We start from the raw sequence: 20750 nt of genomic DNA, 5'->3' as shown, positions 1-20750 counted from the left end.
TCATGCTGTGGTTCAAAAATTTAATGGTTTACCGTCTTAGCCGCGATGTTTCTTTGCGAGCCGAAGAGATGGAAAAACAGCTGGCATCAATGACGTTCACCCCTTGCGGTAGCCAGGATATGGCAAAAATGGGCTGGGTTCCGCCGATGGGATCGCACAGCGATGCATTAACGCATACCGCCAATGGCCAAATTATTATCTGCGCCCGCAAAGAAGAAAAAATTCTGCCGTCGCCGGTTATCAAACAGGCGCTGGAAGCCAAAATATTCAAACTGGAAGCTGAGCAAGGTCGCAAACTTAAGAAGACCGAAAAAGACTCGCTGAAAGATGAAGTTCTGCACTCATTGCTGCCGCGCGCCTTTAGCCGCTTCAGCCAGACAATGATGTGGATCGATACCGTCAACGATCTGATCATGGTTGATTGTGCGAGCGCGAAAAAAGCCGAAGATACGCTGGCGCTGCTGCGTAAGAGTCTCGGTTCACTGCCGGTCGTTCCGCTGACGATGGAAAACCCTATTGAGCTGACGCTGACTGAATGGGTTCGCTCCGGCACCACGGCGCAGGGCTTCCAACTGCTGGATGAAGCTGAACTGAAAGCGATCCTTGAAGACGGCGGTGTGATCCGCGCGAAAAAGCAGGATCTGGTCTGCGACGAAATCGCCGTGCATATCGAAGCGGGCAAACTGGTCACTAAGCTGGCCCTCGACTGGCAGCAGCGCATTCAGTTCGTTATGTGTGACGACAGCTCCATTAAGCGTCTGAAGTTCAGCGACGAGCTGCGCGATCAGAATGAAGATATCGACCGCGAAGATTATGCTCAGCGTTTTGATGCCGATTTCATCCTGATGACAGGTGAACTGGCGGCGCTGATTAAAAGTCTGGTGGAAGGATTAGGCGGCGAAGCGCAACGTTAAGCCGTGTTTAGCGAATGGCGACTCAATATCGCCATTCGTCATTTTTACGCTTACAGGTAACGGCAAAGATAGGATGTTGGCTCTGCTACCTGCAGATGAAACTCGCTATTGCCCGGTACGTTAAACACATCTCCTGCGGCATACACTTTCCACTCGGTTTCCCCTGGCAGCAGCACGTTCAGTGCGCCACTAACTACCGTCATCTCTTCAGGCGCCGCAGTACCAAAGGTATATTCACCTTCAGCCATCACGCCTACACTGGCGCGGCCAGTACTGCTGCTGGTAAAACCGATCGATTTTACTTTGCCGGAAAAGTATTCATTACTTTGAAGCATACAACTGGCCCTATTTCGTGATTAAGTTAATACCCAATATAGGGGGCTGACGTTCCACCTGTCACGCAAAATTACGCCAGCAATTCCGAAGCCAGTCGGGCAATCAACACATTGGACAGCAGAACCGGGACATCCAGCGACTTTTGCAGTAAATCACGATGACGTTGATGAAACCCCAGGCAGTCCAGCATAAGAACATCAGCACCTTGCTCAAGGAGATATTTCCCGGCATCAATCAGCTGTTGTTCAGAACCTTCTACTGGATTCGCCACGGCGTACACTGGCGGAGTTTGTAACACCTGCCACTTTTGTGTCTGGGCTTTGAGCAATTCAGCAACAGGTACAATGACCCCAACCTGATGCCCTTCGACAATCGAAGCCACTAACGGGGGAATAATGCGTATAGGTTCCAACAAGATACTATTGCGGGCGGTCAGACGGGTGATTGAGGCGGTACTCATCAGCAGGATCACATCAAATCCCTGATTATCGAGCACCTCCACAATGCTTTGCAGCGAGCGTTCCACTTTCTGACGTGAGACATGAGCAAGTTGGTGGTCGCTAAGCAGCGTTAATAACAGCTCGTCACCGGGTGAAGCCCCGTACTCGGCCATCACATCTTCTCGCTGCATCTGCCCCAGCAGACTGTGGTGAGTAATGTGCTGTTCATCAATATATTCCGTCAGGAGCGGTAACATCTCACACATCGGCACAACGCCAATCGTGAGGATAGCCAACGACGTACTCATTTGTTGCTCCACCGTCTTCTTACTTTGCTGTGAAATCCCGGATAAGTGCCGGGCGCTGACCTGTGCTACAAATGCTCAAAAGCGTAGCAGTAGATCGGCGGTGTATTGTGTAAAGATTCCAGATCATTCCAGTACTGGATTGTTATTGTTTAATTTTCAATTTTTACTGTATACGGCGAAATTTAAAATAATGTGATGCACGCCCGGACTGGCACTTTTAAGACTCGTGCCAGAGCGGTCTTCATATCAGGTTTTATCGGGGTCTTCGTAGCGTTTTTTAGCATCCATCGCTTCCTGAGCTGAAGGATGCTCACTGATCAACGAATTCGGTTTAGGGTGGTCGGCACGAAGTTGATACCAGGTTACCGTCTGGCCTGGCGTCCCTTTTTCAACCGTAACAATGGTCGCTTGACGTGGGTAAGGTGGTTGTGTCGGCATAGTTCTTCCTTTTCACTGGATGAACATTAAGTATAGACACCGCCCTGCAACCGTGGCGCTGCCTGCGCCAGTATCCCAAGAATGTCTTCCACTACCTGCGAAGGCGGATTGGTGGCATCAACGATATAGTGCGCAGCCTCACGATACAGAACATCACGCTGGGCGAGCACTTCCTGAACCTCTTCGGTCAACGGTTTGCCGGTTAGAGTCGGTCGTAATCCTTCTTCAGGCGTGGCCTCCAGACGATCAACCAGTACCGATACCGGTGCGCTTAGATAGATAACCACGCCGTGGCTGCGCATGTAATGACGATTAAATTCGGTAAGAATGATACCGCCGCCGGTCGCAACAACCGTGGCAGGAGCGGTGACAGCCTGCAGAGCGGTCGTTTCCTGGGCGCGAAACCCTTCCCATCCTTCTCTTTCGACGATTTCCGCCACGGTCATTTGCACGTGCGATTGCAACCAGCGATCGGTATCAACGAACTGGAAATCAATAGCCTTTGCCAGCGCCATACCGGTTGTCGTCTTACCACACCCCCGGGGGCCAACAAGAAAAAGAGGTTGCGTCATCACAGAATTTCCCCAGAGAGCCGCCAACAAGCGGGATCTGATGCGGTTAAAAATATAATCATATCATCAAACTAGTACATCGCCAAAACCGTAAAGAAAAAATTACAGAAAGAATGGCGAGATGAGTTAACCCCTACTATAACAAGAATTCACAATGAATAAAGTGTAAATAATAAATTACACACTCTATTTTCTACGCTGAACTTCCAGCCACCACTTATCCAGTTCAGCCGCAAAATGCTGTCTGTCGCGGGGCGAAAGGCTGTCCGGCCCCCCGGTCTGGATACCGCTGGCACGCAGTGTATCCATAAAATCACGCATCATCAGACGCTCACGGATCGTGGCTTCGGTATAGCGTTCGCCGCGCGGGTTAAGCGCCGCCGCACCTTTTTCAATCACTTCAGCCGCCAGCGGAATATCTGCCGTTATCACTAAATCACCGGCGCTGCACTGACGCACAATCTCGTTATCAGCCACGTCAAAGCCCGCAGGCACACGTAATGTGCTGATGAAACGCGAAGGCGGGACGCGCAGGCTTTGGTTGGCCACCAAAACAAGCGGCATTTGCATGCGCTCAGAGGCGCGGTACAAAATGTCTTTAATCACATTCGGACACGCATCGGCATCCACCCATATTGTCATAACTTCTCCCCACTGGTGTGCTGTCGCACATTGTCGCGTGCTTTTACTTTCAGGCAAAGTGCTGTTTCTCCTTCTGAACATATTCATTCCGCGCTAAGCTTAGCTTTCCCAGATTTACCCTAAATAAATCGGGTTGCAGCCAACACACATGCAACTTGAAGTATGACGGGTATAAAACAATGAATATCATCCATAGGGAGTGACAAGATGGACAAGAAAATTGGTTTTATCGGCTGCGGTAATATGGGCAAAGCCATTCTTGGCGGCATGATCGCCAGCGGTCAGGTTCTCCCCGGACAAATCTGGGTCTACACCCCTTCCCCCGATAAGGTTGCCGCGCTACACGACCAGTACGGCATTAATGCGGCGCAGTCTGCACAAGAAGTCGCGCAAATCGCTGATATTGTTTTTGGGGCCGTAAAACCAGGCATCATGATTAAGGTGCTGAGCGAAATTACCTCCAGCCTGAACAAAGATTCCCTGGTCGTCTCGATTGCCGCAGGCGTCACTCTCGATCAGCTGGCCCGTGCCCTGGGTCACGACCGTAAAATCATTCGCGCGATGCCAAACACGCCATCGCTGGTGAACGCCGGAATGACCTCCGTCACGCCAAACGCCTTAGTCACGCCGGAAGATACGGCCGACGTGCTCAATATCTTCCGCTGCTTTGGCGAAGCTGAAGTCATTGCGGAGGCAATGATTCATCCGGTCGTTGGCGTCAGCGGTTCAGCACCGGCCTATGTATTTATGTTTATCGAAGCGATGGCAGATGCCGCCGTTCAGGGGGGGATGCCCCGCGCACAGGCTTATAAATTTGCAGCACAAGCGGTAATGGGTTCGGCGAAGATGGTTCTGGAAACGGGTAAACATCCTGGCGAATTGAAGGATATGGTGTGCTCGCCGGGTGGAACCACCATTGAGGCGGTACGCGTCCTGGAAGAACGCGGTTTCCGTTCATCGGTGATTGAAGCGATGATTAAGTGCATGGAGCAGTCGGAAAAACTCAGCCGCTCCTGAGTTAACACCGCCGGACGTCAGGCCGCCGCTTCAGTGCGGTTACGTCCGGAATTCTTTGCTTTGTAGAGAGCCATATCTGCTGATTTTAACCATTCTCGATAGTGTTCAGTTTCAGACGTCAGCGGCGCAACGCCCACGCTAATGCGCAGGTCAACCTGCGGCGCGCAGGATAAACGCAGTTGGGTAAGCCGTTCGTGAACACGAGACATCGCTGCAATCGCGCTGCTCGCTGACGTGCCACACATGATTACCGCAAACTCATCACCGCCAAAGCGACCAATCACATCACTACCGCGTAAGGTCATCTGTAACTGGCGGGTCAGTGCAACAATGGCCTGATCCCCGACGTCATGGCCCCAGGTATCATTGATACTCTTAAAATGGTCGATATCGATGATAAGGAGCGTGGCATCACGCTGATGGCGGCGGCAATTATCAAATTCATTCCGCAGCAACAGTTCCCAATGACGTCGGTTATAAACCCCGGTCATCCCATCTCGCGTACTCATAACCTGTAAGCGACGTTTATGTTCTGCCAGCCTGATGAGCGTCTGGTAACTCACCCAGGCAAACAGCAACGGGTAAACCACTAACACCGGCAGCGACAACAGCACACTCAGTTGCGTACTGCTAAAAGCCACGGGAATATCCGTTAACTGTAACGTCACCAGGCAGGAAACCACCATCAACACGGCGCCTGCGATGAAGACACGCATACCCCCTGCGCCCATCAGGTTGATACAGATAATCATCAACAGCGCCGTGGATGGCAGCAAGTTTATCCCCATAATCCCCATCCACATCCCGGCGAGAATGGCATCGGCTTTTAAGTTGGTATATTCGCTATGCAGTGGATCGATAGCTTTACTTGCCAATTGCCATGCCAGATGCGGCCAGACAAACGCCCATCCCACCAGCAAAAGCCACCAGCCTCCGGTTATTGGCTGAGAAACTAATACCGACGCGATAGGGAAAAACATTCCCCCCAGTCCCACCGCTCGCGGCAGCCTGATTCGTCGGGCAAATCGCAGACCGGAACGTTGGTGGTCATTTTGATGAAGCAATATAAATGCTTCATTCGGGACGACCTTCTTTTGATAAAAGTTTTCATCATTCATCGTATTTGGGAATATTCTGAAACAAATTTCCCAAATTATAGGAAGGGGTCTGGTGGCGGAAGTATGATATTTCGGGTGAGCGATTTTACCTGCTCACCCGGAAGTGCTAAGCAGATTTTTTCAGGCAAGCGCTCATAAACTTATTACGATCATCGCCTTTCAGAGACTGCTCCGTCGCCTTGACGTTGCATTCACGCATTTTCTGCTGCTGCGGCGTCAGGCTCTTTTCCTCAGGCGCAGATTTACTGTTTTTCAGGCAATCACTCATATAGGTCTTACGCGCATCCCCTTTTAAGGTCTGCGCCGTGGCCTGCTGATTGCAGGTGGTCATACGCTGTTGTTGCGGGGTTAACGTCTTCTCGGCAGCACCGACGGTAGTTAAAAAAATAAGGCCAAAGAGTAACGTCATTAATAATGTAATTTTCATAGCACCATCCTTTTCTGAACGACGACACACAGGTAAGTTTGGCTGCTAACGATAAAAATACCACCCGACGGCAAAAGTATTGCCGTCGGGTGTCAGCTTATTTCAGTCCTAACGCCGCTTTCATAGTGTAAAACAGATCGGTTTGATCGGTCAGGCCAACCACATTCGCCGCATGAGGGCCATAGGCTGCAATACGCAGTTGGCTGCCGGTGTGCTCCTGGGACTCTTCTTCAGAGTTGCCATAGCTGATGACCATCACCGCGCCATCTTTAGTGTTCAGCGCCTGCGTTAAACCGGGTGCTTTAGTATCCGGTGCGACAATCTGGCTGGCATGCGCGTGGTCAGCGGTTACCACAACCAGGGTGTTGCCATCTTTCTTCGCAAAGGCAAGTGCACGCTGCACCGCTTCATCCAGATCGACCGTTTCACCAATTTGTCCACACGGGTTAGCGGCGTGATCTTGTTTATCGATCGACGCGCCTTCTACTTGCAGGAAGAAACCTTTCTCATTTTTGCTTAACAGCTCAATCGCTTTATCCGTCATCTGCGCCAGCGTTGGCACGCTGTCGTTACGTTTTGGATTTGGCGTACAGGTCACTACCGGCTTATCCAGGTTGCCGTGATAAGACGCTTTCGGCCCTTCCCAACGCACTGGCATATTACCGTCTGAGAACAGACCCAACAGCGGTTTATCCTGATTCGCTTCGCTAACAGCCGCCAGCGTCGCGGCATCACTCACCATCTGGTAACCACGGGCCTGGGCTTGTTCTCGCAGCGTTTTACCCTGCCACTCACCTGCCGTAGCGGTTTCAGTAAAAGTCTTTGCTCCGCCGCCTAACGTAACATCCGCACGAGCATTCAATAATTGTTCGGTAATTGACCCTTTACCGCCTTTTTCCAGCGCGTTCGTCGGGCATTTTTCAGCCGTCACGCTCGGACCATAGCATTTACGCGAAGTGACATGGGCAACCAGTGCGGCCGGCGTGGCATCCTGCAATTCAGCCGTGGAAACGTTGCCTGTCGCCAGACCTGCCGCTTTGGCTATTTCCAGAATCGTGGTGTGATCTTTTTCATGAATATCCACACCCAGCGCCCCGTTATAGGTCTTCACGCCGGTTGTCCATGCTGTCGCAGATGCTGCTGAATCTGTCACATAATCGGGCTTGCCCGTTTTCTTATCCAACGCATAATGTGTGTATTGTCCGGTCAACGGTAAAGCATCAATACCTTTAAAAAAGCCGCCCGCGCCTTCAGCATAATTTCGCGCTGCCGTTATTTCGGAGTCGCCCATCCCATCGCCAATCAGTAAAATTATATTTTTGGCCGGTTTATCGTTCAGGGATTCGCGCAGAGCTGCCGTTTGATCGGCAGACAATCGGCGAGCGCCACCCGGCGTGGTGATATCTCCCTGAGCAGCACGATTATCCATAACCGCTACAGTAGATGTTTCTGCATTAATAACCGGGGTAAACAGCAAAGGTAACAGGGCAATAGCCAGAGCGCTTTGTTTCACTTTATATTCTCCATGTATAAATACGGTAAAATTAAAACAAAGCGACTATAAGTATTTGATGTGACACTTTTATGATAATTTGTGGTTACCCCACCACAGATGGATCACAACGCTTTTGGTACGCACTCGCCAGCATTATGTATGTTCGTCAGAAACGCGGGCATGCGGTTTCCGCCAGCCAGCGCCCCCTCAATTTGACGAATAAATATTTGCCGATCGTTCCACGCCATATTGCGCAGCATTTCGATGATTACCCGCTCTAACGTTTCGACCTGTGCCGCCAGATCTTGCGATTCTTCTTCTTTTTGCGCGAGCTTAAGTAACAACTCAGTGACGAGGTTTTTCATTTGCCTATTCCCTTAACAAAATATGGGTCACGTTATCATTAAGGCTCACGACTGCCTAGAGGATGAAAGTTGTATTTTTATAAGAAATAAAACGATTTGCGAAAACAATCACAACACAAAATAAGGGAAAATGAGTCCTGAAGCAGGATGATTCAATATAAAAAGGTAAGAAAATTAATAATCACACAAATATATAATACACAATTATGGATTAACAACGCTGACAGGCAGCGTTGTTAATCAGGACCTCAACGAGCCGCGCGCCGACGTCGCAACGCGATAGCCAGTTGCCAGATATTGATAAGCACAATGCTTGCTGTAGCAATGAACACCCAACGGAACCCCGCCATTGCCGAAACCGTTGCCCCCATCAATGGCCCTGCGACGTTGCCAAGGTACATAAATGACTGGTTATAGCCAAAGATGCGTCCGGTTATCTGGTCGCTGGAGTATTTCACCAGCAGCGTCTGCACCGCCGGCAACATCGCACCATCAGCAAAGCCGAGCAGAAAACGTAGAATTCCCAACTGCAACGGCGTGGTGACCCACGACATGGCGAAAAACAGCACCACCGCGAAGATTAACGTCGCCATTAAAATCCGCTCAGTACCAATACGGTCGCCTAATTTACCAAGTCGGGGCGCGGAAATCAGAGCAGAAATGCCCGGTACTGAGGCTATCAGCCCACTGAGAAAAGCAATATTCGAACTGTCCGGGACCATTGATTTAATAAACAGCGCCAGAATAGGCCCAATTGAGCCGTTACACAGTTGAATCACCATGGTGGTAAAAAACAGGCTGATCACCAACGCTGGATGCGAAAGCGAGGCAAACACGGCCTTCCCACTCAGACGTTCGCTTTTTTTAATCGTCGGGCGAACGCCCTCTTTGATCAAGAACAGTGTGACCAGAAAACTCACCACCAGCAAGGCGGCGGTAATTTGCGCCGTAGAGAGCGTACTCAGCGCCCAGCCGCTGCGCTCGCGTGGAACCTGGGACGCAACCAGCGCCATCGCATTAGGAATATAGCCGGAGGTTAACCCCATCACCCCGCGCAGCAGAAAAAGCTGCCAGACGTTAGTGGCAAATGCCTGTAGCAAAATCGCAATGGCCATCCCCAGTGAGGCCCGCAGCAGCATCAGCTTGCGTCCTTTGCGGTCGGCCAGACTGCCCCACATCGGAGAAACAATGGCTGAAATCAGGAAGGTGACGCTGAACGTTAATCCGGACCACATTGATAGCGCTTCATGCGAGGTCACGCCCAGTTGGGAGATATAGAGTGGTAAAAAAGGCAAGATTTGGCTAATCGCCAGTCCGGTAAAAAAGCACCCGAACCAAACGGAAATAAGGTTAACTCTCCAGGATTCCATAAGGACTCATAACGATAAGTAGCTGAAAACTGCGAGCAGCTTAACAAATTACTTAGCTGAATAAGGATCCACAGGTGCGATAAATCACAGTTTAGGATTTTATCTTCCCGCTCATCATATTTGTGATACAGCTCACATCAAACCCATGTTATAAACAGGGGATTGTGCTTCCCGCGCGATCTGCGTGTATGTCCCCTTCTAATCCCCTGTCATTCGACAAAACAATCTGCCAGAAGCCGAGGAAACCTGCGTTTTGTCGTGGTAATGTATGTGCTTTGCATTCATGGAATGGGTTTTTAAGATGGCAAAGTTGCGGGTAGGAATCGTATTTGGTGGTAAATCAGCGGAACATGAAGTGTCATTGCAATCGGCAAAAAATATTGTCGATGCCATCGACAAGACTCGCTTTGACGTTGTGCTGTTAGGTATTGATAAACAAGGGCAATGGCACGTCAGCGATGCCAGTAACTATCTGCTCAATTCAGACGATCCGGCGCATATTGCGTTGCGGCCTTCTGAAACTAGCCTGGCGCAGGTACCGGGTAAACAAGAGCACCAGTTGATCGATGCACAAAACGGTCAACCACTGCCGACGGTCGATGTTATTTTCCCAATCGTACACGGTACTTTGGGTGAAGATGGCTCTCTGCAGGGCATGCTGCGCGTGGCGAACCTGCCGTTTGTCGGTTCTGATGTGCTGGGTTCTGCTGCCTGTATGGATAAAGACGTGACCAAACGTCTGCTGCGTGATGCCGGGTTAAATATCGCGCCATTTATTACGCTCACTCGCGCGAATCGCAACAGCATCAGCTTTAGTGAAGTGGAATCCCGCCTGGGTCTGCCGCTGTTTGTAAAACCGGCCAACCAGGGATCGTCCGTTGGCGTCAGTAAAGTAACCAGCGAAGCCCAATACGATCAGGCCGTCGCGCTGGCATTTGAATTCGATCATAAAGTCGTTGTGGAGCAAGGGATCAAAGGCCGCGAGATCGAATGCGCGGTATTGGGCAACGATCATCCGCAGGCCAGTACCTGTGGCGAGATCGTGCTGAACAGCGATTTTTACGCTTACGACACTAAATACATTGACGATAACGGTGCCAAAGTTGTCGTTCCGGCAGCAATTGCGCCAGAGATTAACGATAAGATCCGCGAAATCGCCATTCAGGCCTACCAGACTCTGGGCTGTGCCGGCATGGCGCGCGTGGACGTCTTCTTAACTGCTGAAAACGACGTTGTGATCAATGAGATCAACACGCTGCCTGGCTTTACCAACATCAGTATGTATCCGAAGCTGTGGCAGGCGAGCGGTTTAGGCTATACCGATTTGATCACTCGCCTGATCGAACTGGCGCTGGAACGCCATGCTGCGGATAGCGCGCTGAAAACCAGTATGTAAACCCGTCAGGATGCCTGATAGAGCTATTGGGCATCCTTTGCTTCATCATCTTCAACGCGGCGACGGATGATTAATCCGGCCAGCCAAAAGCTAATCACCCAGGTCACCAGCCCCACCGCATAAGTTTGCCATCCCTGCGCTTCAAAACCTAATAACCCCACCACGCCATTCAGAATAAAGATAAGCCCAATAGCGAAGGCATAGTAGTGCCAGTCTCGGCGGATTTTTACAGGCAGGTTCATAACAGCTCCGGTGAAAATACAACACAGGGAGGCATCCTCGCACATTTCCCCGAGGGCGTCTGTGGCCTGTGCGGAATTTCTTAAATGTAACTCAATTTAACTTAAGGTTACATAATTGTGACCGCCAACAAAAAACCGAAATCCAGGAATAATCTCTACCTGAAATTACCATCATTCTGATATTGACATTGCCGATCATCTGTCAGACTCACTCTCAGTTCCAGGCATTACGTCAAAAAAAGCAGGTTATTTCCGGAGGTCTTTATGGCTGATTTTACGCTCTCAAAATCCCTGTTTAAGGGCAAGCATCGGGATCCCTCCTCCCTGCCCGGCAACATTGCGTATGCCGTATTTGTGCTGTTTTGCTTCTGGGCGGGTGCACAGATTTTAAATCTGTTGGCCCACGCGCCCGGCATCTATGAAGAACTGATGCAACTGCAAATGCAGGAGACAGGACGCCCGCGGGTTGAAATCGGTTTAGGCGTCGGTACCCTCTTTGGACTGATCCCCTTCCTGGCCGGAAGCCTGATTCTTGGCGTCATAGCGGCGGTCATGCGCTGGCGTCACCGTCATCATAAAGATGACTGATTCATACACTTCGCCCGACGGTCATCCACCCGTTTAGCAAACCATGCGGTAGTCAGATTACGCGTGATCTTCGGGCTTTCCAGTTGAATGCCCGGCAGCATTTCACGGGGTAACGTTTTCCCGGTCTTCGCCTCCGCCAGCTTATAAACCTTTTCGTACAATGCGGTTTTTTCAAAGGCCAGGCTGTCACCTTTTTGCAGTTGCTGGCGGATCTCACTCTCGCTCATCCCTAGCTTCCCGGCCAGTTTACGTACCGCCAGCTCCGTTTTGCCCGGCTCACTGCTGCCATAGAGAATCAAATCCCCGTCCATCGCCAGCTTCACTCCGCTGGCTTTACTGACCGCATTCTGGAAAGCTGCATTACGGCTGGCATACCACCCGGCATTAAAATCGGCGAAGCGGAAGATTGGCGCACTGTAATTCGCCGGGTAGTTGAGCAGATGATACGTACCGAACCATAACCCACCACGGCGGCTAAACACTTCCTGACGTACCGTCCCCGCCATTTTCCACGGATACCCGCTGGTGTGCTGCTCAGCAAACGCGATACTGACCTGCATTGGACCACCGGTATGTACCGGATTAAGCGATCCGAACAATGTCTGCCCCATCGGCACCATGTTGATGAAATCATCAAAGATGGCGCTAAGCTGTTTTTCCGTCTTCACCGTATCCAGACGCTCGCTGTAGCTTTTCCCCGTTGGCGAGTTAATCTTTAGCGCGGTATGCACGACAAACAGCGGGATATGCATGCGTTCTGCGCGACGGTCAATCTCTTTCCAGGCGATTTTGCTTAAACCAGGAACAGCCGGATCGGCCTGGAAGTTTGACTCCTGCTGCGCTACCGCCAGCACCGAACAGATGTTTTCAACCGTCGGTGCCAGCTTCTGGCTTTCAAAGGTCTTTGCCAAATCCTGCGCCCACGCGTCCCGGTCTTTCACGCTGGCGGGCATTTTCTGGCGCACCACGCTCGCCACATCGACGGCTTTCTCCCCCTTTTTTAGCGGCTGCGCAGGTTGGCTACTACATCCCACCAGCACCAGTGCTGCCAGACCAGACAAGGGGTAAAGACGGGAAACCGTCGACATAACATCTCCTTATTATTAACTCAGCGTATGGGTAACTTCCTGAATATCCTGACCATCAAGCTCTCGTTCAAAGCTGCGCAGACGCTTATAAATAGACATCAGTTCTACTAACGTTGTCCAGGAGTTAATCAGATACTGGAACGAGCCGCGCACCTGGCCAAACACGTTAGTGATTTGCGTCATCAGGCCGAGCGTAATCGTACCGGCAACAATCGACGGAAACAGCAGGAACAAGCCGAAAACGTTATCAACCTGCAGGTAAAGAATACGGGCAATATTGAAGTACATATAGTGAAAATAGAGACGGAAGTAGTTTTGCCGTACCGCATGGAACAGTTCACGCACCGTCGGTGGCGTCGCACGGTTGCCATCATCTTCGCCATAGACCAATTCTTTACGATAGGCCGCTTCCACGCGCTGGTTTTTAAACTCCAGCCCGGGAAGCTTTATCCCGACCACGGCCAGTAAACCGGTTCCCATCAGCGACCAGACAATCGCGGCAATCACCAGGCCATAAGGCACATGTCCAACAATCGGCAGGTCAGGAACATGGGCAGAGAGCGTTACCAGTACAGGCAGGAAGGCAATCAGCGTCATAATCGCGTTGATAAAGCTGACGCCCATATCTTCCAGCGTAGAAGCAAAACGCATGGTGTCTTCCTGCACACGCTGCGCTGCGCCTTCGATGTGACGCAAATGCTGCCAGTGCGCCATATAGTGTTCGTTCATCGCGGTACGCCAGCGGAACACATAGTGGCTAACGAAGAAGTTGTTCATCACACCAATGACCACGGCTATCAGCGCAATGCCGAGAAAAACGCCCACTTCATGATAGAACTGCTCAATCTTCACCTTGTGTGGTGCGCTGAGCGCTGTTTGAATCAGGTCATAAAATGGCGCATACCAGGCGTTGACGGCGACGCCGACTTCAACCAGAAACCAGGTCACAAAAATAATCAGCGATGTGCCCAGAATAGACCAGTACTGCCAGCGGTGTGGACTGTAGAGAAACCAGAACAGCGCGAACACCCCGACACAAAGAATGTAGTACGCATAAAAAATCAGGTAATCCAACGACCAAAAACGCGCTGCGCTAATAGGTACGTCTCCCGACGCGCCGGTAATATGTGCAACCCAGGCTCCCCCACCTGCTTGCCAGAATACAACGGCGACCAGTGCCCAAATAAATGCCGAAATAAAGAACGGCCCCGGCTTTGGGAAAAAAGACTTAAACATAGTGCTCTCCTGCTAACTTCTTATCGTTATGACGACTGCTGTGCATTTGCCACCGTAGAGTGCGGAGGCCAGACGGCTTACGCCCAAAAACACAAGCTGAAACCGACAATTGTGACCAAAACCGAGGCACTTAGTTCGCACCTCGGTTATGAAGAATTGTTTCTGTGGTTTTCACACTCGACAACGTTCCAGTATGTGCAGATTATCACAGCGTGAGATCACAAAAGCGAACATCCGCAATCCAGGAAACTCCTGTGTTTACTCATCGTTACGTTTTTCCCACTATCATTGGTTGATAAGCGCTTTGCAATACGCCGATGAGTAGTATAAATACGCATACGCACGACATCCTTTTTCACTTTCTCTAACTCATGGACACCACCGTTGAAACGTAGTCTGCTTTTTTCTGCCGCGCTGTGTGCGGCGTCATTGACATCTGTCCAGGCGGCACAGCCTATAACCGATCCGGTCTTCGCCTCTGATATCGTTGATCGTTATGCCGACCATATATTTTACGGCAGTGGTGCTACGGGGATGGCGCTCGTGGTGATTGATGGTAATCAGCGTGTATTTCGCAGTTTTGGTGAAACACGCCCCGGCAATAATGTTCACCCGCAACTGGATTCCGTAATCCGCATTGCCTCAATTACCAAATTAATGACCAGCGAAATGCTGGTGAAATTACTCGATCAGGGCACGGTCAAACTCAACGATCCATTGAGTAAATATGCACCTCCTGGCGCACGCATACCCACTTATCAAGGAACACCAATTACGCTGGTGAATCTGGCGACGCATACCAGCGCACTGCCGCGCGAACAGCCTGGCGGCGCGGCCAAGCGCCCGGTGTTTGTCTGGCCAACCCGCGAGCAGCGGTGGAGCTATCTCTCGACGGCAACGCTTAAAGCCGCGCCAGGATCGCAGGCTTCTTATTCCAACCTGGCGTTTGACCTGCTGGCCGATGCGCTGGGTACCGCGTCCGGTAAGCCTTATCCGCAGCTGTTTGAAGAAAAAATCACCCGTCCGCTGGGGATGAAAGACACCACCTTTACGCCGTCCCCCGATCAGTGTCGACGCCTGATGGTCGCGGAAAAAGGTGCCAGCCCTTGTAACAATACGCTGGCAGCGATGGGCAGCGGTGGCGTCTATTCAACACCTGGCGATATGATGCGCTGGATGCAGCAGTATCTCTCTTCTGATTTTTATCATCGTAGCCAGCAGGCCGACCGTATGCAGACACTGATTTACCAGCGTACGCAGTTAACTAAAGTGGTGGGAATGGACGTTCCAGGCAGAGCCGATGCGCTTGGTTTGGGCTGGGTCTACATGGCGCCGAAGAATGGCAGACCGGGGATTATTCAAAAAACCGGTGGCGGCGGTGGCTTCATTACCTATATGGCGATGATCCCACAGCAAAACGTTGGGGCATTTGTCGTAGTGACGCGCTCTCCGCTGACCCGTTTTACCAATATGAGCGACGGTATCAACGAACTGGTTGCAGAATTGAGCGGGTACAAGCCACAGGTCATTCCTGCATCCTGATTCAATACTCAAAAGGCAAACGGTTAATGCACACCAGTTTGCCTTTATTCATTTCAATGTAACCGCCTTTACGCAATGCTGCGAGAATCTCAGCGACAACCGAGCGTGAAATTCGTGTGCGTTGGTGAATATAGTTCATAACGCCGATGCGTGAACGAAGGGCTTCATCCCATTTCGTCATAGAGATCAATGTCGCGCGGATCTGATCGTAGGAGTTGTTGCCGATCAACTGCAGATCGCGTAATTCAAGCATGGAGTTTTGCCATGCCAACCAACAAAAAGCTTCACGCCAAAGCTGGCACTCTTCAATTATATTAATTGTTTGCGAGGCAGGTAGATGGTATCCCGTACAATCGCTTTCCGTGATTAATCTGTATTGTATATCTGTTTTTATCACACCATCTGAAAGCCCCATAATAAACGGTGCCTGCGCAATACCGACCAGCACATTCTCCCCTCGCCTCAGAGAAATTACACCATTTAAAATGATAAAGGTATCGTCACTGTTTATATCACTGGAATAAATTATTTCTTTATCGTTATCACACTCAAAGTGTTTGCCATATTTTGACAAACATTTATCAAGCTTACCAAATTCCACAAGCGGTTTATTTGCAGACAACATTTGGGCATTCCTTGCAATAAATGCCCGTCAAATCCGTGACGGGCATTTTTCTGAGTTAGATTATCTTTTCTTTAACAACAAGAGATGTCTTACCAGGTATATTTAACACCAACATTTGCAGACCAGTCTTGATCAACATCGCCACCACCGAGGTAGTTAGCATCGGTGTATGCGCTGAAGTTTTTGGTAAAGCTGAACTGAGTACCCAGTCCAACACGTACCGCAGAACCTTCTACACCGTTGTCGATAGAGTCGCCGTTTACGTCAGAATCGTTGTTAGAGTCGTCGTAAACGTAGGCCAGTTTGAAGTACGGGGTCAGCGCCTGGTCATCGCTATAAGCGAAGGTATAACCTGCATCGACACCGAGTTCATAACGCATGCTGTCATAAGACTGGCTATCAACTTTCATGTCGTTGCTCAGCTTATAGTCATCACCAGACTGGAACAGACCGGATACGCTGCCGTATGGCGTTACGTAACCTGCATCACCCAGCTTCAGGTCATAACCCAGTTTCAAGCCAAAGCCCCAGGCGTCAGATGAGGTGCTGCCATCAACATACTCACCGTTGCTCATGTTGGCAGACAGATCGTTGTTGAAGTGAGAGTAGCTTAAGTTACCGTCAACAAAGATGTTGTTGGCAAAGTGAGCAGAAGAGTAGATATAGGCAGTCTGGCTATCCTGATCCACCTGACCGGTACGGTCGCTCATATCACCTTTCGCGAAGCCTGCTGCAGCACCGACAATCCACTTAGCGTTGTTACCATCAATTTTGGAATCAACACCGACCATGATGCCGTTAACATCCTGATCGTAGTTAATGGTGCCGTTATCTGCATCGAAGCTACCACCGAAGTAGCTTACCCATGCGCCACCGTTATCAACCAGGCCATGACGCGCGTTAGTCAGACGAGTACCAACGGTATCTTGTTCCAGGTTCCAGATATTGGTGTTAGCAGACGGAATGCTCAGCGCCATGTTCGCGTAGTCTGTCAGTTCCATCTGCTGCAGAACAACGGTGTTACCCTGCTGCTGTGCCTGATAGGTGTAAGCACCCAGGTCAGCTTTGTTAGCTGCAGAGAAGGTCGCAGTGCTGTTCGCGTCGTTAACGTAGACCAACTCGTTACCTTTGTAATCCGCAACAGAACCAGCGCCAGTCGCGTTGTCGATACGGACTTTATAGTTACCGGTTGCGGCCGCTACATGGTCACCATAGTTATCAACTTCAGACTGATCGCCTGAGGTGTCGGAATCGCCGTTACCGTTGATAGTCAGATGACCATCAGAGTTCATCGCGATCACGCCATAACCGTAGTTAGACTGAGATTTATCGTTAGTGCGATCGTTGGTCAGATCAGCATTCAGCACATAGTCAGTGCTGTTGATGTCGAAAACACCCGCGTTAACATGGTTATAAGCGTCGGTGTAGCTAGTCAGGTTCAGGGTATCAACCTGCAGTGCATTACCGGTACTGTTACCCACATCCAGAACGCCGTTGTTAGTGACGTTAATGGTGTTTGCATACAGCGCAGCTTCAAGCACATTCCAGCCAGCAGAAACATCATCGGCGATTGTGACAGTACTGTTGTCGATAGACAGCGTATCCGTCGCAACGTGACCATCTTCGTTGATGTTCAGTGCAGAAGCACCGGTCAGAGAGATAGAGTCAGCAACCAGCTCAGAATCACCCACGTTGACGACAGAACCGCTGTTGATGCTCAGGGTATCAATCAGGGAAGTTTTGGTAGTATCCCACTGTGAAGCACCGTTCAGCGTGACGTTGAACAGACCGCTCTGGTAAACAGCGTTGCCAACCACATGACCATTTTCGTCATAAGAGGTTGTGTCGCTATCGATACCGTAGGTTGAAGAAGGCCACAGGCTGTTGGCAGCGATGTCGATCAGTCTGGATGTGTAATCAGTGCCCGCAGCGTAGCTGTCATACACGCCGTCTGGAGTTGTTGCATCCAGAATACCGTCACCATCTGTATCAACTGTTTTTTCGAAAACACCATCGCCATTAGCATCTGTACCAAGATCAACCTGGTGCACAGACATTGCCGCGCCGACCCACTTACTGCCGTTGTTCAGAGTCAGATCCAGACGGTCTGTACCGTCCCAACCATTGGTATCCAGGTCAGCATCGGTATCACGATAAGTGTCAGCACCGTTCGGGAAGAAGTTCTCATCGAAGTTGCTGGAGAACAGCACATCACCCATCAGTGTGGAATTGTTAAACGTTGCGGTGGTCTGCATCGCGTTATCCGCATTTGGATTAGCAATAACCGCTAATGCAATATCGTCTGCAGTATAAGAGCCGCTGTAGTCGCTTGCATTGCTGGTGTTACCAAACCAACCGGTGGTGCCTTCGTCAGTCCATGAACCAGAGGTCAGGGTAGAATCGCTGACAGCGATAGTGTTGTTAAATACTTCACTGCTGTTTACGCCAGTGCTGACGGTATTATCGTCAATATCTGCCCACTCGTAACCCTGAGTCAGGGTAATGCCAGCGACATGAGAGTTGGCGGAGATAGACAGATCAACTTCTTGATCCAGCGTGATAGCCGTACCCTGGTTATAAACGTCGACAACGTGTGTGTCAGCTGCGTCATTATACGTACCGTTGTAGGTATAATGTTCGTAGTTGTCATCGATAGTTGAATTGATGATGTTCATCGCCAGGCGATCATAGTAATAGTCAGTACCCGTACGGTTAGTACAATCCGTGGTCATACATTCGGATGTCACCATACCGTGAATGGTGCTGTTTTTAATCGTCAGGCTGTTGTTATTGGTGTTAGTAGACAGCCCATCATCCAGATAATAAGTCGAAATAACGCCGTTGACAGTGGCGTTATTGATTACCGGATAAATATCACCGTTATAAATACTATCGGTGTCGTAATTGTTCCAACCAACATATCCATCATAATAGACGCCATCCGCGTAGGATGCGTCATTATAATGAGCAAACGTTGTGTAGGTGGTCCCAGAGATATCAGTTGAAGCATTCGCCTGAGAAGTGATTGCCAAAGTGCAGGCTAATGCTAATTGTGATACTACAAGTTTCTTTTTCCAAGTGTGCATTTGTCATCCCTCCTCAGGGACGTAATATAGTTGATCCATCAATTATCAATGCAAAGAAAACATTTTATGTTTCGCGGGGAAGATTATGCGGTTTCACAAAGGAAAGGTTCAATTATTCTTTGGCTTAAGTCCGATTACGGACAATAGATATGCAAATTATTCGAAACAGCAAGTAAACGTAAAAATCATTTTTATTTTAGACAGTTACATGTAAAGGCATTGGCAAAACAATATATTGAAATTATGATTAGCTTAAAAATCAAACGTCAGCAAATAAATACCGTTAAATCTCGCCACTTAATTAAAAATTAAATTAAACTAAATTCACCATAAAACTAATCACTATTTAAAATAGTCATAATTGCAAAAATAGAGATAACACATAATACCAAGCATTGGTAACATCAACATAACCTCGGCATAACGCCAACTTTCGTAAACCCCTCGCCCTCAGGTTCGGGTATACTACGGCCTTCGATTCCACAAACATCAGGCATACCATGACAGACCTAATCCAACGCCCTCGTCGCCTGCGCAAATCCCCTGCGCTGCGCGCTATGTTTGAAGAGACAACACTCAGCTTAAATGACCTGGTGTTGCCGATCTTTGTTGAAGAAGAACTCGACGATTACAAAGCTATCGACGCCATGCCCGGCGTGATGCGCATTCCAGAGAAACACCTGGCGCGCGAAATCGAACGTATTGCTAATGCAGGCATCCGCTCGGTCATGACCTTCGGGATTTCTCATCACACCGATGAGACCGGCAGCGATGCCTGGAAAGAAGACGGTCTGGTGGCGCGCATGTCGCGTATCTGTAAGCAGACCGTACCGGAAATGATCGTCATGTCCGACACCTGTTTCTGTGAATACACCTCGCACGGTCACTGCGGTGTATTATGCGAACACGGCGTTGATAACGACTTAACCCTTGCTAACCTCGGCAAGCAGGCAGTCGTTGCCGCAGCAGCGGGCGCAGATTTCATCGCCCCTTCCGCCGCAATGGACGGCCAGGTACAGGCGATTCGCCAGGCGCTGGACGCCGCGGGCTTCACCGATACTGCGATCATGTCCTACTCCACCAAGTTTGCCTCTTCTTTCTACGGCCCGTTCCGTGAAGCCGCAGGCACGGCGCTGAAAGGCGATCGTAAAACGTATCAAATGAACCCGATGAATCGCCGTGAAGCGATTCGCGAATCGCTGCTGGATGAAGCCCAGGGCGCAGACTGCCTGATGGTGAAACCGGCTGGCGCGTATCTCGATATTCTGCGTGATATCCGCGAGCGCACCGAGCTGCCGATTGGCGCTTATCAGGTCAGCGGTGAATACGCGATGATCAAATTCGCGGCGATGGCAGGTGCAATAGATGAAGAGAAAGTGGTTCTGGAAAGCTTAGGCTCGATCAAACGCGCTGGCGCGGATCTGATCTTCAGTTACTTCGCACTGGATCTGGCTGAGAAAAAAATCCTGCGCTAACCACTTTGTTGCCGAATGGCGACTTCGCCT

General features: G+C 50.2%; 21 protein-coding genes. 6 read left to right on the top strand and 15 right to left on the bottom strand.

Annotation, left to right across the window (positions count from 1 at the left end; translation table 11 throughout):
- The first annotated feature begins 2 nt into the window (after positions 1-2).
- Positions 3-914, top strand: coding sequence for a recombination-associated protein RdgC (gene rdgC / locus OGY10_RS07415; RefSeq protein WP_286576586.1), 912 nt, complete (start codon positions 3-5; stop codon positions 912-914).
- 50 nt (positions 915-964) lie between these two features.
- Here rdgC and ppnP read toward each other — a convergent pair whose 3' ends face one another.
- The 5 genes from ppnP to OGY10_RS07390 form a co-directional block, all read right to left on the bottom strand.
- On the bottom strand, positions 965-1249 hold the full coding sequence (ppnP, locus tag OGY10_RS07410; RefSeq protein WP_003021477.1) for a pyrimidine/purine nucleoside phosphorylase: 285 nt from the start codon (positions 1247-1249) through the stop codon (positions 965-967).
- Between the two features lie 71 nt (positions 1250-1320).
- Positions 1321-1998, bottom strand: a complete 678-nt coding sequence (locus OGY10_RS07405; protein WP_003830963.1) for an AroM family protein — start codon at positions 1996-1998, stop codon at positions 1321-1323.
- A gap of 246 nt (positions 1999-2244) precedes the next feature.
- Positions 2245-2436, bottom strand: coding sequence for a protein YaiA (gene yaiA, locus OGY10_RS07400; RefSeq protein WP_003021472.1), 192 nt, complete (start codon positions 2434-2436; stop codon positions 2245-2247).
- Positions 2437-2462: 26 nt separating this feature from the next.
- On the bottom strand, positions 2463-3008 hold the full coding sequence (aroL, locus tag OGY10_RS07395) for a shikimate kinase AroL (protein WP_008783910.1): 546 nt from the start codon (positions 3006-3008) through the stop codon (positions 2463-2465).
- A 186-nt stretch (positions 3009-3194) separates the two neighbouring features.
- A complete protein-coding gene (locus OGY10_RS07390) occupies positions 3195-3650 on the bottom strand; it encodes a YaiI/YqxD family protein (RefSeq protein ID WP_008783909.1) in 456 nt (151 codons plus the stop codon).
- A gap of 207 nt (positions 3651-3857) precedes the next feature.
- Between OGY10_RS07390 and proC the strand changes: the two genes are divergently transcribed.
- Positions 3858-4667 (top strand): pyrroline-5-carboxylate reductase, encoded by an 810-nt coding sequence (gene proC, locus OGY10_RS07385; RefSeq protein WP_003021462.1) that lies wholly within the window; start codon positions 3858-3860, stop codon positions 4665-4667.
- Positions 4668-4684: 17 nt separating this feature from the next.
- Here the strand turns inward: proC and adrA are convergent, their stop codons facing one another.
- The 5 genes from adrA to OGY10_RS07360 form a co-directional block, all read right to left on the bottom strand.
- On the bottom strand, positions 4685-5800 hold the full coding sequence (gene adrA / locus OGY10_RS07380; protein WP_095533161.1) for a diguanylate cyclase AdrA: 1116 nt from the start codon (positions 5798-5800) through the stop codon (positions 4685-4687).
- Positions 5801-5891: 91 nt separating this feature from the next.
- Positions 5892-6212 (bottom strand): phosphate starvation-inducible protein PsiF, encoded by a 321-nt coding sequence (gene psiF, locus OGY10_RS07375; RefSeq protein ID WP_003830956.1) that lies wholly within the window; start codon positions 6210-6212, stop codon positions 5892-5894.
- A gap of 97 nt (positions 6213-6309) precedes the next feature.
- Positions 6310-7725, bottom strand: a complete 1416-nt coding sequence (phoA, locus tag OGY10_RS07370) for an alkaline phosphatase (RefSeq protein WP_286576584.1) — start codon at positions 7723-7725, stop codon at positions 6310-6312.
- A gap of 104 nt (positions 7726-7829) precedes the next feature.
- Positions 7830-8072 carry a sigma-S stabilization anti-adapter protein IraP gene (locus OGY10_RS07365; protein ID WP_079935136.1) on the bottom strand — a complete coding sequence of 81 codons (243 nt, stop codon included), beginning with the start codon at positions 8070-8072 and terminating at the stop codon, positions 7830-7832.
- Between the two features lie 248 nt (positions 8073-8320).
- On the bottom strand, positions 8321-9442 hold the full coding sequence (locus OGY10_RS07360; RefSeq protein WP_286576583.1) for a multidrug efflux MFS transporter: 1122 nt from the start codon (positions 9440-9442) through the stop codon (positions 8321-8323).
- 301 nt (positions 9443-9743) lie between these two features.
- Here OGY10_RS07360 and ddlA point away from each other — a divergent pair, with 301 nt between their 5' ends.
- Positions 9744-10838 carry a D-alanine--D-alanine ligase gene (ddlA, locus tag OGY10_RS07355; RefSeq protein WP_153753668.1) on the top strand — a complete coding sequence of 365 codons (1095 nt, stop codon included), beginning with the start codon at positions 9744-9746 and terminating at the stop codon, positions 10836-10838.
- A 23-nt stretch (positions 10839-10861) separates the two neighbouring features.
- On the opposite strand, the gene OGY10_RS07350 is transcribed toward ddlA, so the two are convergent.
- Positions 10862-11080, bottom strand: a complete 219-nt coding sequence (locus OGY10_RS07350) for a DUF2754 domain-containing protein (RefSeq protein ID WP_003830949.1) — start codon at positions 11078-11080, stop codon at positions 10862-10864.
- A gap of 264 nt (positions 11081-11344) precedes the next feature.
- On the opposite strand from OGY10_RS07350, the gene OGY10_RS07345 reads away from it, so the two are divergent.
- Positions 11345-11668 (top strand): DUF2755 family protein, encoded by a 324-nt coding sequence (locus OGY10_RS07345; protein WP_032942507.1) that lies wholly within the window; start codon positions 11345-11347, stop codon positions 11666-11668.
- Here the strand turns inward: OGY10_RS07345 and OGY10_RS07340 are convergent.
- Together OGY10_RS07340 and sbmA are read right to left on the bottom strand one after the other, a co-directional pair.
- Positions 11653-12756, bottom strand: a complete 1104-nt coding sequence (locus OGY10_RS07340; protein WP_008783898.1) for a DUF1615 domain-containing protein — start codon at positions 12754-12756, stop codon at positions 11653-11655. The two genes, OGY10_RS07345 and OGY10_RS07340, sit on opposite strands and share 16 nt — an antisense overlap.
- 15 nt (positions 12757-12771) lie before the next feature.
- Positions 12772-13992, bottom strand: a complete 1221-nt coding sequence (gene sbmA / locus OGY10_RS07335) for a peptide antibiotic transporter SbmA (protein WP_191226343.1) — start codon at positions 13990-13992, stop codon at positions 12772-12774.
- A 384-nt stretch (positions 13993-14376) separates the two neighbouring features.
- Between sbmA and ampH the strand changes: the two genes are divergently transcribed.
- Positions 14377-15534 carry a D-alanyl-D-alanine-carboxypeptidase/endopeptidase AmpH gene (ampH, locus tag OGY10_RS07330; RefSeq protein WP_191226344.1) on the top strand — a complete coding sequence of 386 codons (1158 nt, stop codon included), beginning with the start codon at positions 14377-14379 and terminating at the stop codon, positions 15532-15534.
- A 1-nt stretch (position 15535) separates the two neighbouring features.
- Here ampH and iprA read toward each other — a convergent pair whose 3' ends face one another.
- Together iprA and ehaB are read right to left on the bottom strand one after the other, a co-directional pair.
- Entirely contained in the window at positions 15536-16159 is a 624-nt protein-coding gene (gene iprA / locus OGY10_RS07325) for a hydrogen peroxide resistance inhibitor IprA (protein ID WP_103285695.1), read from the bottom strand.
- 89 nt (positions 16160-16248) lie between these two features.
- Positions 16249-19245 carry an autotransporter adhesin EhaB gene (ehaB, locus tag OGY10_RS07320; protein WP_191226345.1) on the bottom strand — a complete coding sequence of 999 codons (2997 nt, stop codon included), beginning with the start codon at positions 19243-19245 and terminating at the stop codon, positions 16249-16251.
- Positions 19246-19745: 500 nt separating this feature from the next.
- On the opposite strand from ehaB, the gene hemB reads away from it, so the two are divergent.
- Positions 19746-20720: a porphobilinogen synthase gene (hemB, locus tag OGY10_RS07315; protein WP_003830941.1), complete on the top strand. Its 975-nt coding sequence runs from the start codon at positions 19746-19748 to the stop codon at positions 20718-20720.
- The last annotated feature ends 30 nt before the right edge of the window (positions 20721-20750 follow it).

This window comes from Citrobacter sp. Cpo148, from assembly GCF_030332375.1.
Classification (GTDB): domain Bacteria; phylum Pseudomonadota; class Gammaproteobacteria; order Enterobacterales; family Enterobacteriaceae; genus Citrobacter; species Citrobacter portucalensis.
Note: the sequence above shows the minus strand (reverse complement) of the source record. Positions and strands in the feature narration are given on the sequence as shown.

Bases quoted from the DNA above. Each gene is read 5' to 3' on its own strand.
- rdgC (WP_286576586.1), top strand. From the start codon at position 3: ATGCTGTGGTTCAAAAATTTAATGGTTTACCGTCTTAGCCGCGATGTT.
- ppnP (WP_003021477.1), bottom strand. From the start codon at position 1,249: ATGCTTCAAAGTAATGAATACTTTTCCGGCAAAGTAAAATCGATCGGT.
- OGY10_RS07405 (WP_003830963.1), bottom strand. From the start codon at position 1,998: ATGAGTACGTCGTTGGCTATCCTCACGATTGGCGTTGTGCCGATGTGT.
- yaiA (WP_003021472.1), bottom strand. From the start codon at position 2,436: ATGCCGACACAACCACCTTACCCACGTCAAGCGACCATTGTTACGGTT.
- aroL (WP_008783910.1), bottom strand. From the start codon at position 3,008: ATGACGCAACCTCTTTTTCTTGTTGGCCCCCGGGGGTGTGGTAAGACG.
- OGY10_RS07390 (WP_008783909.1), bottom strand. From the start codon at position 3,650: ATGACAATATGGGTGGATGCCGATGCGTGTCCGAATGTGATTAAAGAC.
- proC (WP_003021462.1), top strand. From the start codon at position 3,858: ATGGACAAGAAAATTGGTTTTATCGGCTGCGGTAATATGGGCAAAGCC.
- psiF (WP_003830956.1), bottom strand. From the start codon at position 6,212: ATGAAAATTACATTATTAATGACGTTACTCTTTGGCCTTATTTTTTTA.
- OGY10_RS07365 (WP_079935136.1), bottom strand. From the start codon at position 8,072: ATGAAAAACCTCGTCACTGAGTTGTTACTTAAGCTCGCGCAAAAAGAA.
- OGY10_RS07360 (WP_286576583.1), bottom strand. From the start codon at position 9,442: ATGGAATCCTGGAGAGTTAACCTTATTTCCGTTTGGTTCGGGTGCTTT.
- ddlA (WP_153753668.1), top strand. From the start codon at position 9,744: ATGGCAAAGTTGCGGGTAGGAATCGTATTTGGTGGTAAATCAGCGGAA.
- OGY10_RS07350 (WP_003830949.1), bottom strand. From the start codon at position 11,080: ATGAACCTGCCTGTAAAAATCCGCCGAGACTGGCACTACTATGCCTTC.
- OGY10_RS07345 (WP_032942507.1), top strand. From the start codon at position 11,345: ATGGCTGATTTTACGCTCTCAAAATCCCTGTTTAAGGGCAAGCATCGG.
- OGY10_RS07340 (WP_008783898.1), bottom strand. From the start codon at position 12,756: ATGTCGACGGTTTCCCGTCTTTACCCCTTGTCTGGTCTGGCAGCACTG.
- sbmA (WP_191226343.1), bottom strand. From the start codon at position 13,992: ATGTTTAAGTCTTTTTTCCCAAAGCCGGGGCCGTTCTTTATTTCGGCA.
- iprA (WP_103285695.1), bottom strand. From the start codon at position 16,159: ATGTTGTCTGCAAATAAACCGCTTGTGGAATTTGGTAAGCTTGATAAA.
- ehaB (WP_191226345.1), bottom strand. From the start codon at position 19,245: ATGCACACTTGGAAAAAGAAACTTGTAGTATCACAATTAGCATTAGCC.
- hemB (WP_003830941.1), top strand. From the start codon at position 19,746: ATGACAGACCTAATCCAACGCCCTCGTCGCCTGCGCAAATCCCCTGCG.